The sequence below is a fragment of the Brevibacillus sp. 1238 genome, assembly GCF_029892995.1.
Classification (GTDB): Bacteria; Bacillota; Bacilli; order Brevibacillales; family Brevibacillaceae; genus Brevibacillus; species Brevibacillus parabrevis.
In genome coordinates, this window is sequence record NZ_JARXWC010000016.1 from 32640 (window position 1) to 46822 (window position 14183).

A 14183-nucleotide genomic window follows, 5' to 3' on the forward strand; every position below is an offset into this window, starting at 1 on the left:
TTTCTTTTCAAGATGCTTCATCTTTATTCCGACGACAGGCTCTCCAGCAAGGCATCGCCCTTGGCTCCGACTCTGATCGTCGCAAACTTTGCATTTTCCTGTACTTCCAATCCTGTTCCTTCAGGGACAAAATAGCTCTCGATTCCGTACTCAACCTGGCCCCATCCGACTGTTTTCCCATTGATGACGACATCGGACGGATCAGCCGTATAAGGCTTGTTCCAGACGCCTGCTTTTTCATAGTAGCCGCTGTAGCCGTACACATTCTGTTCTTGCTTCCGTAATACGACACGGACTTTTTCCCCGGAAGGAAGCTCCTCGTCTGCAAGTGTCGATATGTCGTAGTTCAATCTCACATAATCGCCTTGCAACAGCGAGCGTGGGTCGACTGGCGCCAGCTTCAGCTTGACGGAGGTTCCTTGGGACAAAATCGTCTCGCTGCTGTACACCTGGTAGCCTGCCAAAACAAGTTGAAGCAGCATAATCATCAGCAAAATTAGCGGCCGCTTCGCAAAGACTGGCGACATTATCGGCGTGTCTGACTGTACGCGCCGCTCCAGCCAATAGCTGACGAGGAAAAAGACGATGCTCAAAAGCAGCAGACTCAACGATTTATGCAGCAAGCTCCACAACAGGTCGTAATACTTCATCAGCAAAAAGGCAAACCAGAAGGCGAGAACGATGCCGAAAGCGCTTTTGCTCTTCCTGTGCAAGGTCTGATAAAGCAAATAAGTCGTGAAGACAAAGAACCCGGCTTGAATCAGCAAATTCACGGCAAATGATTCAAAATGAAGCTCGGTCAACGCAAGCAAGGACAGCAAGCCGTAGACGAGGGAGCTGTTTCGCAAGACGGTGGGCAGGCTTCGGACGTAATACATCCCCATTTGGAACACAAACAGGATCAAAAGCACCGTCGTATCCTGCATGAACATGTTGTTCGTAAGCTTGAAATAGAGCACGAGCAGAAAGGCGAGTTGGGTCAAGAGCCGCGCGGGAATGCCAGCTGCCGCCTTCCACACGTAGAGCAAAACGGCGAGGAAGACCACCCAATAATAGCCTTCCAGAAACAGCGAGGAGCCGATTCCGAGCAAATAGCCTATCGTAAGCAATGTATAACGAACCGTTGCATTCATTTTCGGAAGCAACAAAGCCGGGGCAAGAAACCCGAGCAGCGACAGGAAAAAGATAAAATACAACACCGATTCGTCATCGAATACAAGAACGAGCAGCCCGGTCAGCGAGATGGCTCCAATGAATGCGGCAATCGTCGTTACCAGCACCGTAAATGCTTCCTGGAAAAATTGCACCCACTTGCTTTTTTGGTGCGCCGATTCCTTGCGCAGCCAGTTGATGCCCACGACCGCCCCCCAGACAAGACCCGCAGCCGCCAACAGCGCCACGAGGAAAAAGCCCTCAGAGTAATACTCAAGCATATACCAGAAAAACTTCGCGAGCAGGAACAAAGACAGCATGGAAGCTGTCGCAATCAGCAGTCCGCGGTTGGGCAGCCATTTCAAAAAGGTTACGAACAGGACGGCTCCGACCAAAAGATACAGAATTTCAGGCAATGCATCGTACACTTCGACAAACGATGAGATGAACAAGCTGACGGAAAAGACGAGAAAGGACAAATAATAGATCGGTTGAGACGGCAGCTTTCGCGTCGACGTCAGCCAAAAAAGCACCATATTGCCAAGTGCGACCAGCCAGAAAATCATGTACCACCATTCGCTCTCGCGCGATACGTGAACGACTGTCGGTTCGAGGAAAAAGATCAGGGCCAGATGCGCCAAAACATAGCTGATCACGTAAAAAGGCTGGTAGCGCGTAAAAATCGCGAAGAGCAGGTTAGGAATCAGCCAGACGACAAACAGCATGTAGCTATCGGCGTGAGAGTTGTAAATCTGCCCTAAAAGAGCGACACAAAGTCCAAATGCCAGACCTCCGGCAACCAGCAGCCAATTGCTGAGGAAAGCATGACGTTTCAACAACACGGACGTGACATAGGATGAGAGATAAAAAAGAACCAATACAGTGACACTGACACCTATTTTCTCCCATCTGTCCAGCATCGGCCAGTTGGAGGCGAAAAAGTAAAACAGGGCTGAAAGCAAAAGTGAAATGGCCAAGAAGTACCCCGTCTGAACTCCCCTTTGTTCCATCTGCACCACCATCCCTTCTGATTTGCTTTCATGTATTTCCATTATATCCTTCTTTTGCAGAAAAAACGTCCTGCGGTTTTGTGCCACCAGCAGCCTTGTCAAAAAAAAGACTGCCGTAATGGCAGTCCAAGTTGCAATCCTGGGCACGTTACCCTTTCAAGTAAGCGTCCTCTTCTTTTTCGTCACGTGGCACGGGAACTTCACCAATGACCGTATAGAGCGACGCTGCTTCTTCTTTGCGCGGATTTTCCTTGATGTCTTCTACTTTTACGGAAACGATCTTTTGTCCGAAACGGATCGCCAGCTTGTCGCCAATTTTCACGTTGCTGGATGCTTTGGCCGGACGATCGTTGATTTCTACCCGAGCTTTGTCGCACACTTCTTTTGCCAGCGTACGGCGCTTGATCAGGCGGGATACTTTCAAATACTTATCCAGTCTCATCCTTACTCTCTCCCTTTTGTCTGGTGTTTGGCTTCCTCCCACCATTTGTCCATTTCCTGCAAATCGGTTTGTTCAAAGGTGCGGCCAGCTTCGTGCAGCTTCCCTTCGATATAGGAAAAACGCTTTTTGAACTTGTTGTTTGTCAGTGCCAGCGCTTCTTCCGGATCAATTTTGAGGAAACGAGCCAGATTGACCACGGCAAAGAGCAAATCGCCCAATTCGCCAGCGCGCTCTTCTGCGGACGCTTCCCGCAGCTCGTTGTATTCCTCTTCTACCTTTTTGTACACATCTGCAATATCGTCCCAGTCGAAGCCGACTTCCGCTGCTTTTTTCTGAAGCTTGTAAGCGTACATCAGTGCTGGCAGATCGCGCGGAATACCGGAAAGTTTGGACGCGGCGGCCACGTCGATTCCTTTTGCCGCTTTTTCCTGTGCCTTGATTTCTTGCCAGTTCGCGAGCGCTTCCTCTGAATCATTGGCACTCTTTTCTCCGAATACGTGCGGATGACGGCGCACCAGCTTCTCATTCAAAGTCGCAACCACATCGTCGACGGTAAAATATCCATCTTCCGCTGCGATTTGCGAATGCAGCATGATCTGCATCAACAAATCACCCAGCTCCTCGCACATCGCATCCGGGTCTTCGTCATCAATCGTTTCCAGTACCTCGTACGTTTCTTCGATCAAATTTTTGCGAATGCTTTGATGCGTCTGCTCGCGATCCCACGGGCAGCCATCCGGACTGCGCAAAATGGCGACGATCTCTTTTAAATAAGAAAACTGACGGTATGATACGGTGTCGTCTGTAGTTGGCGGCACGTACACCAAAGACAAATTGCCGAAATGCTCGACCCGGTCCAGCTCGTACAGCGGAACGCTCTCGATCCGCTCTTGGCCCGCTACGCCGACAGCTGTAGCCACCGTTACCACGTAATCATCCGGCAACACTTCCATCAAAGTCAGCTTCACATCCGATGCGACGAAAGCATCGTATACTTGCGCGATAATCGTGTGCAGCCCTGGCGACACTTGATGCGCCGAGAGAGCCGTCCCGTCGAGCAAGGAAAAGCCCTCGATCGGGTCGATGTGCAGTCTTGCGAAAAGGGGGTCGATAAAGCTTTGCCCGCCGCCGATCTCAATCTGCACGCCGCGATTCGGCCCTTCTTCAAGCAACAACTGAACCGTGCGTTCCGCCACCAAAGGATGACCAGGAACGGCGTACACGATATGACCTGCTTCCTGCACTTTGCCCAACAGCCGTTCGACGATGTCCGCGTACACCTCGGCGAAGCCGTCGTGCTGCTCGTACACTTCGTCAAAAGAGGTCAGGGCGACGCCTTCGCTTGCCAACTGCGCGACAACCGGATGCTCTTTCGTTCTTAAGTACAGCTGGTCAGCCTGTTTGAGTGTCCGATAAATCCCGTACGGAAGCTGATCGAGGTCACCTGCGCCCAGCCCCACTACCGTAATCGTATTTTTGTTCTTATCCAATCGTTTCGCCTCCACTCGACTACCTCATGCCTTTTATTTGGGGAGAAGCTGGAACCGTGTCAACAGCGCAGCAATTCGTTTTCCTTTTGGCAGGAAATGAATGTCGTTTCGCGTAAGCCCGCCTGTTTTCAAAAGCGCCAGCACATACACTACTGCCCCTGCACCAACGGCAAGCAGTCCAACCAGCGTCTGGAACAGTCGTTCAGACATGCCTGCCTTCCCGAGCAAGGCCGTTGCTCCCCATTCCACAATCAGGACAACCACTGACATGACGATGACAGACAAAAACGGCTTTTTGACTGTTTGGCGCAATCCAATCTGCGCCCCTGTATATTTTTTCACAGCGAGCACGTTCAACCCCATCGCTACGAGATAGGCAATGACCGTAGACAGTGCCGCGCCGGAAATCCCCCAAAGAGGGACGAGCGCAAGGTTTAATATGAGTTTGACGAGCACACCGATAAACAAGTTGCGCGCAGGCCGCATGACGCGCCCCAATCCTTGCAAAATGCCCGCGCTGGCAATGCTCAATGTGGCAAAAATAATCGTGAAGGATTGAACCGCAAGCGCTTCGGTTCCGTTTTTATCGCCGTACAGCATGACGTTGATCGGCTCGGCAAGCAGGGCCAACCCAAACGATGCCGGGAGTCCCAGCAAGAATGTCAGGCGAATGGCGATTTCGGAACGGTTCGCAATCATTTGATGCTGACGCTGGGCGACTGCTTCGCTGATCGCAGGCACAAGCGCCAAAGACAGCGAGGTGGCAAAAAATGTACCGAACTGAATGAGCGGTTGCCCGCGGTCAAATGCCCCTTTTGCCAGTTTGGCCAAATCTTCCGGGGTCCCGCTGATTTGCAGCATGTTCACGACGGTAACAGAATCAACAAGCGGGACGAGCGGCAAAACAAGCGCCCCCATGCAAATCGGAACCGCATACATCAACAGGCTGCGCAGCACCTGACGGTTGGTCCAGGCGCTCACTCCTGCTTGCTGAGTCCTTTCCGGAATCAGTTGGGCGCCCTGCTTGTCTCTTCTCCAGTACCAAAGCAAGACGAGGATGGCGGCAATACCGCCGGGAAATGCGGCAAACACCGCTCCGGTACCAGCAAGATAAGCATCCTGGTAAACGTTCATCGCCCAGAAAGCGGCGACCAAAATGAAAATAACGCGAATCAACTGCTCAATAACTTGTGATACTCCTGTTGGCATCATGTTTTGATGTCCTTGAAAATACCCGCGCAAGATCGCTGCCATCGGCACGAGCGGCAGGGACCAGGCAACAGCACGCAGCGGAGTCGTCAAATGCTCATCCCCCATGAACCGGGCAATGACTGGTGCTCCTGTGTACAACAGCATAAAGAAAAACAAGCCGAGCACGACCAGCGCAATACTGGCAACACGGAACGCTCTTCGCGCTCCCAGCGTATCGCCGATTGCGACGCGCTCCGAGACGATCTTGGAGATGGCGATAGGAAAGCCTGCCGTCGCCAGGATCAACAACGTGGTATACAGCGGGTATACTTGCATATATACGTACAAGCCGATATCTCCGGCAATGTTTTGGTATGGAATGCGGTATACTGCGCCAAGCAGCTTGGAGACAAGACCGGCAACCCCTAATATTGCGGCGCCTTTCACAAATTGAACAGATGCCTTTTCTTGAGCCATGTGCGTGAAATTTCTCCTCTCCAACCAGAAACTTCGTCCATTATACCACAAGCAAATCGGCGAGAAAAAATCTGCCAAGCCCTGAACGCAACAGGATCAGCTGATTTTTTTACGACAAAAAAACAGCCTCTTTTGTCCGAGGCTGTTTTTGTTCTTGCTATTGTTCCATTTGCTTTGCCAGGAAACCGGCCGCTGTTTCCGACATCTTCATCTCCAAATCACTCATCTTCGTCGATTCATTTTTGTTGAGCAGGATGACAGAACCGATCGGGTCCCCTCCCGCTACAATCGGAGCGACGACAAAGGAACCGTACGTTTCACTCATGTCGCGGCAAATTTCATAAGAACCGGCGTTTTTCTCCAGTCGTGTCTTGCGTTCCTCCAAACACTTCTCCACAATGCTGCCAATCGCTTTTTCCAGATATTCTTTTTTCGATGCGCCAGCGACAGCGATCACACTGTCACGGTCTGAGATTAATACCGTATGATTCATGCTTTCGTACAGGGAGTCAGCGTATTCTTTTGCAAAATCACCCAGTTCTCCAATCGGTGAATACTTTTTGAGAATGACTTCTCCGTCACGATCCACAAAAATCTCAAGCGGGTCGCCTTCACGAATGCGCAGTGTACGACGAATCTCCTTAGGAATCACGACCCGACCGAGGTCGTCAATTCGACGAACGATACCAGTTGCTTTCATGTCATGTTGCCTCGCTTTCCCTGAGAAGTGGGTAGTGAATAAATGGTGGTTGGTTACTTGTATTTTTTCCTCAAATTCTAATTTTAACTATGGGTGCTTGCATCAATTTTTACCAATTGCTTTGTTACTCTCCCCCGGGTGGTAGCGAGTGATAATAGTATTTGCCCACGCTTCAAGAATATGCGAGAAAACGAAAAAACAGGGAAACGGATTCCCTGTTTTTGATCAGACGACTTATTATTTTGGAGCGGCCTCGTTTTTGGATGCAGGCACGTTGTATTTCGTGATCAGCTTGTCCAGCTCGTTTTTGCCAAAAGCGTCATAGCCAGACTCCAGCGCACCTGCGCGAAGCTGCTCCTTCATTTCGTCGAAGGTTTTTTCTTTGCGGTTTTCCACTTTAATGATGTGGTAGCCAAAGCTTGTTTTCACTGGCGGGCCTACTTCGCCCACTTTTTGTGTAATCGCTGCGTCCTTGAACTCAGGCACCCATTGGCTTACGTCAGCATCTGCGTACAGACCGCCGTTTTCCTTGCTTCCAGGGTCATCGGTAAACTCCTTCGCCAGCTTGGCGAAGTCCTCACCTTTTTTCAGACGCGCTTCGAGGTCGTTGGCGATTTTCAATGCTTCCTCAGGCTTGCGCTGTTCTGTCGAAATCAGGATGTGGCGTACGGATGCAACGGTGCGCGATGCCTTATCCATTTTGTCAAATTCTTGCTTCAGCGTATTGTCGCTGATGTTCTTTTTCAGAACGGTAATCGATTCGTTGATGAGCGCCATTTGGTTGGTTACCATTTCTTTGGTGACCCCTTGGCCTTCCATCAGCTTTGTGAACTTGGCTTCATCCTTGCCCAGGAAGCCCATGTACTGACCTTTGATTTTTTCAAAGGTTTTATCCGCCAAGTCCTTGGCTTCTTTTTTCATGGCATCGTCTGAGCGACTGGCCAAAATTTTCGTTGCCGTGTACTCGCGTGCAAAAGCTTTCAGCGCTTGATTGTCGGCAGCCTCGATCATCGTGCCTTGTTGCGGGTTCATGAAGTTGATTACGCGCAGGAACTCTTCGAACTCCTGACCTGTAATCGTTCCACCCTGATACTCAACAACCACAGCCTTCGCATCTGCTGTATATGGCAGAGTCAGCTTAGGAAATTGTGTCAAAGGATCGTTGGCATCAGTCGCTTGGTTTCCTTGTTTATTACCGTCTGTCTGACTGGATGGATTTTGGTTTTGCTGAGCATTTTCTTCTGCCTTGCCGCAGCCCGTCATGAGCGCCACGACCAAAACAGCAGAAGACAAGATCGCTACAGAACGTTTCATAGAAATCTCCCTTCCTGGCAAGTCCTCTGCCCATTAGGACACAGGACTCTCCGTACCGGTGTCTTTACGCACCTGGTGAAATTGACGAAGCAGCTTCTCGATCAGCTGTACACCTTCGTCTTCCCTTAACCCCTTTACTTTAACAGTAATCGTGATCTGTTGTCCACCTGAGAGCCCCAACCTCCGGCTCCAGTTGCTGGCAAGCGCAAACAGAGCACCGCCATCAATGTTGTTGTTTTGGCTAGGATGGAGAACGAGCTTGATTTCATCCGGATTTTTTTGACTGATCTCGGTGATGTGGTGTTGCAGCGCATAGACACGCAAACGGGAAATGGTCAGGAGATTGTCAACCGGCTGCGGAACAGGGCCGAAACGGTCCAACAATTCCTCTGCCAGATCGTCGACATCCTCCAGCGTGGATACCGCCACAAACTTTTTGTACATCTCGATCTTTTGCCGGCTGTCGGTAATGTACATAGACGGGATGTAAGCATCGAGCTGGAGATTGATTTCCACAGGCGTAACCGCTTCCTGCTTGACCTCTCCCTTCAACTCGTCAATCGCTTCCTTGAGCATCTGGCTGTACAGGTCGAAACCGACTGTATTGATAAACCCGTGCTGCTCGGCACCGAGCAAATTACCAGCCCCCCGGATCGACAAGTCGCGCATGGCGATCTTGAAGCCGGAGCCGAGTTCCGTAAATTCCTTGATCGCCTGAAGCCGTTTTTCTGCGACTTCTGTCAGCACCTTGTCCCGTTGGTATGTGAAGTAAGCATAAGCAATCCGGTTCGAACGTCCAACCCGTCCGCGAAGCTGATACAGCTGGGACAGGCCCATTTTGTCGGCATTGTGGATGATCAGCGTGTTCACGTTCGGGATGTCCACCCCGGTCTCAATGATCGTCGTGCTGACCAACACGTCAAAATTCCCTTCCAAAAAGTCGAGGATGACGCCTTCCAGCTCGCTCTCATTCATCTGGCCGTGCGCTACCGCGATCCGTGCATCAGGCACGAGCATGGATATTTGTTCAGCCATCTGCTCAATGCCTTGCACCTGATTGTAGAGGAAAAATACTTGGCCGTCGCGCGCCATCTCGCGCTCAATCGCTTCTCTCACCAGCGCAGGACTGTATTCCATTACGTACGTCTGCACAGGGAAACGGTTTTCTGGCGGTGTCTCGATGACAGACAAGTCACGCACACCCAGCATCGACATGTGCAGCGTCCGCGGGATTGGCGTCGCGGTCAACGTGATAACATCGACATTTGTCTTGATTTGCTTCAGCTTTTCTTTGTGACTCACACCGAAACGCTGCTCCTCGTCGACGATGAGCAGTCCGAGTTCGCGAAACGTCAAGTCTTTGGACAGCAAACGATGCGTTCCGATGACGACATCGACAGTGCCTTCCTTCAGTCCTTTTAACGTAGCGTTTTGTTCCTTGCGCGAGCGAAAACGGCTCAACACCTCAACCCGGATCGGGTAGTCGGCAAAACGCTCACGAAACGTCTCGTAATGCTGCTGCGCCAAAATCGTCGTCGGAACGAGAACAGCCACCTGTTTGCCGTCCATGACAGCCTTGAACGCTGCGCGAATCGCCACTTCTGTTTTTCCGTAACCCACGTCTCCGCAGACGAGGCGATCCATCGGGCGTCTGCGCTCCATATCGCTTTTGACCTCAGCGATTGCCCGCAACTGGTCGGGAGTCTCCTGATACGGAAACATCGATTCAAAGTCACGCTGCTCGGTTGTATCTGAGGAAAAGGCGTGACCGACCGCTGCTTCGCGCGCAGCGTACAGCTTGATCAAATCCTCGGCAATGTCTTTGACGGAAGACTGAACTTTGTTTTTGACCCGCTTCCATTCGCTTCCGCCCAAGCTGTAGATTTTCGGCTGGGCTTCTTCGCTCGCCACGTACTTTTGCACATGGTCGATTTGATCGATCGGCACAAACAGGCTGTCGCCTGCTGCGTATTGAATGTGAAGGTAATCTTTATGAATTCCGAGTATTTCCTTGGTTTCAATTCCAAGGTACTTCCCAATCCCGTGATTGATGTGCACCACAAAATCGCCGGGCTTTAGCTCCAAGTAATTTTTGATCCGCTCCGCATTGTTCATCGTCTGCTGAACTTTGCGCGCTTTACGCTGCTTGGCGGTAAATACTTCGCCCTCCGTAATAACGACCAGCTTGTTCAGGGGCAGCTCGAAGCCTGTCTGGAGGTTCCCCAAGATGATCGTAGGACGCCCTGGTGGCACCACCTCAACCGCTTCGGTCAACACATCTGCTTCCATCTCATAATCGTGCAGGACGCGCTCCAGACGTTTGGCACGCTCCAGATCGGCCGCGACAAAAACGATCTGGTCCTGAGACTTTTTCCAGCGGGCCAGCTCTGTTTTCAGCACATTCATCTGTCCGTGGAAGTTCTGCATAGTGCGACAGGTCAGGTTGACGATGTTTTGCGGCTGGGTCTTGGGAGATTGTCGGAGGAACAAAGACAGGTGGACAATCTGCCGCTTCTTGTGGGAAACGATGTCTTCATAAGTGCGGGACAGGCTCAGGTTAGCCATGTACTCGCCCTGAATGATTCGTCCGGTCAGCCACTCTGCTTCTTCTTTTTGCAGCTGTGCTGCCGTATCCAAAACGCGGGAAGGCTCATCCATGATCAAGAGGGTTTCAGACGGCATGTAGGAGATCAGCGTGTCCTGTGACGGATAAATGACGGAAACGTACGAGTACAGCTGAGCAAAACGCTGCCCTTGTTTCATACGCTCGACATCCGAACCAATCCGCTCGACCACTTTTTCCTTGGCGGCGCCATCTTTCAGCTTGGCAACGGTTTCACCGAGCTTCTGCTCTAAGCGAACAGCCGCTTCCATCAGCAAAGGCGTAGAGGCGATCATTTCTTTTGCCGGGCCCAAAATGTAGGTTTGCACCGATTCAAGCGAGCGCTGGGAAAGCATGTCGAACGTACGGATCGAGTCAATCTCCACATCGAACAGCTCGATGCGCACAGGCCACTCGGAATCAATCGGGTACAGGTCGATAATTCCGCCGCGAACGCTCAGTTCGCCTTTTCGCTCGACCATATCGACGCGCTCGTAACCAAGCTCGATACAGCGGGACAAAAACGATTCGATATCCAGCTCGTCACCGACAGACAGCGTAATCTGCGCCTCTTTCCACACTTCGGGAGGCACAACCAGGCGGCGCAATCCGGCGAATGGCGCAACCAAAAAACCCGTAAAGCCTTGGGCCAGACGGTTGAATACATGAATGCGCTGCGCCAGCATCTCGGGACTGGCGATGGCAAGCTCAGAGCCAATCAGCTCGTTTCCCGGATAAAGCAGCACTTGATCAGAAGGAACCAGCTCAATAAGATCCTCGTATACTTTTTGTGCTTGGTACATGTTATGCGTGACGACACAAACCGGGCGCCCGGTCATCTGTTTCAGTGCCGCCATCAGTGTCTGTCGGGCTGAGCCTGCTAGACCGGAGACAAGCTGCTCATGCAGACCTTTCTCCAAACCAGCCACAATTGTCCCGACGTTCGAGTCTTGTTTCATCGGGTTAATGATGACTTGCATTCACTAATCCCCTCTCTAATTCTTCTGTCATCTACAGCCAGAGCATGACTGGTCAAGCGATTTGCCCGCGGGTCGACCATGCGAAAAGAAGCCTTAGCTCCCCAAGCTAAGGCCTTGTCAGTGCAAGCCTTCCTAACGAGTATCCACTTATTTATTGAAGTGGGTTTCCAACTAGCGAAAGCTCTGGATGCTGAATCAGCGCTTCACGGCAGTAGTCGCACGTGATGCTGACGACCGTATCTCCACTTTGTTCTCTCGATATTATAAGAGCACGCTCCTCCGGGGTCAAGGAATCAAACCCGAGCTGCGCTTCTGTCACTTGCGATTCGTCAAATTCCGCGATTTTCATGCCGCAGCAACGACACGTATAGCGAATGCTCATGCATATGCCACCCCCATACCTTTCATATCGCTTAGTATGGTCGGTTGGGTGGAAAATCATACTAGCGGCAAGCCTGACTCCTGTGTACTGCCGCTTATTTTTGCAGGCTGTTAAACTGGTTCATCACTTTAATAAAAGGCTCTCTCGTCCACATCGCCGCTGCATCAGCAGCATGCTCCACAGCTTCCTGAATCAGCGTTCTCTCCGCAGCAGGGAACGATTGCAACACGTAGTCGCTCACACTGCGCCCTGGCTCTGGACGGCTGATCCCGACCTTGATGCGTTTAAATTCCTGGGTTCCCAAATGTTGAATCATCGACTTGATGCCGTTGTGGCCACCAGCACTGCCTTTTTCACGCAGACGAAGCTGTCCGGTCGGCAAGTCGAGATCGTCAAAAATGACAACCAGATCATCCGGAATCAGCTTGTAAAATTTCAAGATTTCTGCGACTGACTCACCGGACAGATTCATGTACGTCTGCGGTTTGACAAGCAGCACCTTTTCGCCTTCCACCCGGCCTTCGCCGACAAGAGCGCGAAACTTGTTTTGCGTAACGGGAATGCCCCATTTGTCGCTAATCTTATCTATGGCCATGAATCCGGCATTATGTCTGGTGTCTTCATATTTTTTACCTGGATTGCCCAATCCAATGATTACTTTCACGTTCATTCCCTCCTACTCTCTCCCCATTGTACTAGAATGACATCGGTAACAAAAGAAAAAGGGCCCGCAGTCATCAACTCGGCCCCTTCTTTCCATCATTCGACTTTTTTCTTATTCAGCCGCAGCCTTCTCTGCTACGGCTTCCGCCTCTTGCTCCGCTTCGATCGACTCTTCCGACTTGGCCTTCACTGGCAGGACACTGATCAGCACTTCTGTAGGGTCAACCAGCAGCTCTACTCCCGCCGGAACTTCCAGGTCGGCTGCCAAAACAACGTCTCCAATCTGGAAGCCGTCCACGTTCACCAGGAACGATCCCGGAATATTGCTTGGCAAGCAGTTGACCTCTACGTTATGGCGCACAAGCGTCGCTACTCCCAATTCAGGATCTCCCGTCATGAGGACAGGTACCGACGTCTGCATTTTTTCGTTCATATTGATTTTCTTGAAATCGGCATGCAAAATGTTGCCCTGCAAAGGATGGCGTTGCAATTCGTTTACCATCACATCATGGGTAGTTCCATCCACATCCAACCGGAACGGCTTGTTTGTCGTCTGGTGACGCAAGGCCGCATCCAGCTCCCGTCCATTGATTTGAATCGACTGACTGCTTACATCGCTTCCGTACACGACACCAGGCACCCAGCCTTCACGCCGCAGCACCTTTACGGAATTGCCTGTTGTTTGGTTGCGCACTTGAGCCTTTATCGCTTCCACAAAAAAACCTCCTCGGACCCTAGCTAGTAAAAGTTTCCTCACTAGCTTGTCCAAAGGAGGTTTATTTCAATCCCCTAAAAGGGGATGCTTGCCTTAATCGAACAGCTTGCTGACAGACAGTTCTTCGTGTACGCGAATGATCGCTTCGCCAATGATCGGCGCTACGGACAGAACGGTGATTTTGTCGATAATTTGCTCTTGGGTCAGCGGGATCGAATTGGTTACGATCAACTCTTTGATCTTCGAGTTGGCGATACGCTCGATTGCTGGACCGGACAGAACAGGGTGTGTGCAGCATGCGTAAACTTCGCGGGCACCAGCTTCTACCAATGCATTGGCAGCCAGGGTGATTGTTCCCGCTGTATCAATGATATCGTCAATAATGATGGCAGTCTTGCCTTCGATATTACCGACGATGTTCATGACTTCCGCTACGTTTGGCTCTGGGCGGCGCTTGTCGATAATGGCGATTGGCGCTTCCAGACGCTCAGCCAGCTTGCGGGCACGAGTTACGCCGCCATGGTCAGGCGATACGACTACGATGTCCTTCAAGCCTTTTTCGGAGAAGTGTTTGCCCAAAATCGGCACACCGAGCAGATGGTCCACAGGAATGTCGAAGAATCCCTGGATTTGTGTTGCGTGCAGATCCATGGTAATTACACGTTGCGCTCCTGCGGTTTCAATCAGGTTGGCAACCAGTTTTGCTGTGATCGGATCACGTGCGCGCGCCTTGCGATCTTGTCTGGCATATCCGTAGTAAGGAATAACAACGTTGATGCTTTTTGCAGATGCGCGTTTCAGTGCATCGACCATTACCAAAAGCTCCATCAAATGCTCATTAACGGGAGCAGACGTTGGCTGAATAACAAATACGTCACAACCGCGAACGCTTTCATTCAATTTAATTTGGCATTCGCCGTCACTAAAGCGCACAGCTTGTGCATTTCCGAGCGGTACACCAATGTGTTCAGCGATTTCTTTTGCCAATTCAGGGTTTGCGTTGCACGTAAATACCTTCAGTTTGGGGTCGCGGTAATTAGCCATGATCTTCTCTTAGAACCTCCC

The 14183-nt window shown here is 51.1% G+C and carries 11 protein-coding genes; all 11 read right to left on the minus strand.

Annotated elements, in window-relative coordinates; all coding sequences use genetic code 11:
- Positions 1-23: 23 nt before the first annotated feature.
- The 11 genes from M2298_RS24835 to M2298_RS24885 all read right to left on the minus strand — a co-directional run bounded on the left by M2298_RS24835 (position 24) and on the right by M2298_RS24885 (position 14162).
- Entirely contained in the window at positions 24-2204 is a 2181-nt protein-coding gene (locus tag M2298_RS24835; protein WP_229049786.1) for a GDYXXLXY domain-containing protein, read from the minus strand.
- Positions 2205-2310: 106 nt separating this feature from the next.
- Positions 2311-2604, minus strand: a complete 294-nt coding sequence (locus tag M2298_RS24840) for an RNA-binding S4 domain-containing protein (protein ID WP_063230333.1) — start codon at positions 2602-2604, stop codon at positions 2311-2313.
- A gap of 2 nt (positions 2605-2606) precedes the next feature.
- Positions 2607-4094: a bifunctional methyltransferase/pyrophosphohydrolase YabN gene (gene yabN, locus M2298_RS24845; protein ID WP_122966024.1), complete on the minus strand. Its 1488-nt coding sequence runs from the start codon at positions 4092-4094 to the stop codon at positions 2607-2609.
- A 33-nt stretch (positions 4095-4127) separates the two neighbouring features.
- Entirely contained in the window at positions 4128-5762 is a 1635-nt protein-coding gene (locus tag M2298_RS24850) for a putative polysaccharide biosynthesis protein (protein ID WP_122966025.1), read from the minus strand.
- Between the two features lie 157 nt (positions 5763-5919).
- On the minus strand, positions 5920-6462 hold the full coding sequence (gene spoVT, locus M2298_RS24855; protein WP_092274966.1) for a stage V sporulation protein T: 543 nt from the start codon (positions 6460-6462) through the stop codon (positions 5920-5922).
- A gap of 237 nt (positions 6463-6699) precedes the next feature.
- Positions 6700-7776: a peptidylprolyl isomerase gene (locus M2298_RS24860; RefSeq protein ID WP_122966026.1), complete on the minus strand. Its 1077-nt coding sequence runs from the start codon at positions 7774-7776 to the stop codon at positions 6700-6702.
- Positions 7777-7809: 33 nt separating this feature from the next.
- Positions 7810-11358: a transcription-repair coupling factor gene (mfd, locus tag M2298_RS24865; protein ID WP_122966027.1), complete on the minus strand. Its 3549-nt coding sequence runs from the start codon at positions 11356-11358 to the stop codon at positions 7810-7812.
- Positions 11359-11509: 151 nt separating this feature from the next.
- Positions 11510-11740, minus strand: a complete 231-nt coding sequence (locus M2298_RS24870) for an anti-sigma-F factor Fin (RefSeq protein ID WP_007726431.1) — start codon at positions 11738-11740, stop codon at positions 11510-11512.
- 94 nt (positions 11741-11834) lie between these two features.
- On the minus strand, positions 11835-12404 hold the full coding sequence (pth, locus tag M2298_RS24875; protein ID WP_063230327.1) for an aminoacyl-tRNA hydrolase: 570 nt from the start codon (positions 12402-12404) through the stop codon (positions 11835-11837).
- 111 nt (positions 12405-12515) lie between these two features.
- Complete coding sequence (locus M2298_RS24880) at positions 12516-13118, minus strand: 50S ribosomal protein L25 (protein ID WP_063230326.1); 603 nt, start codon at positions 13116-13118, stop codon at positions 12516-12518.
- A gap of 93 nt (positions 13119-13211) precedes the next feature.
- Positions 13212-14162, minus strand: a complete 951-nt coding sequence (locus tag M2298_RS24885) for a ribose-phosphate diphosphokinase (protein WP_063230325.1) — start codon at positions 14160-14162, stop codon at positions 13212-13214.
- Positions 14163-14183 lie beyond the last annotated feature (21 nt).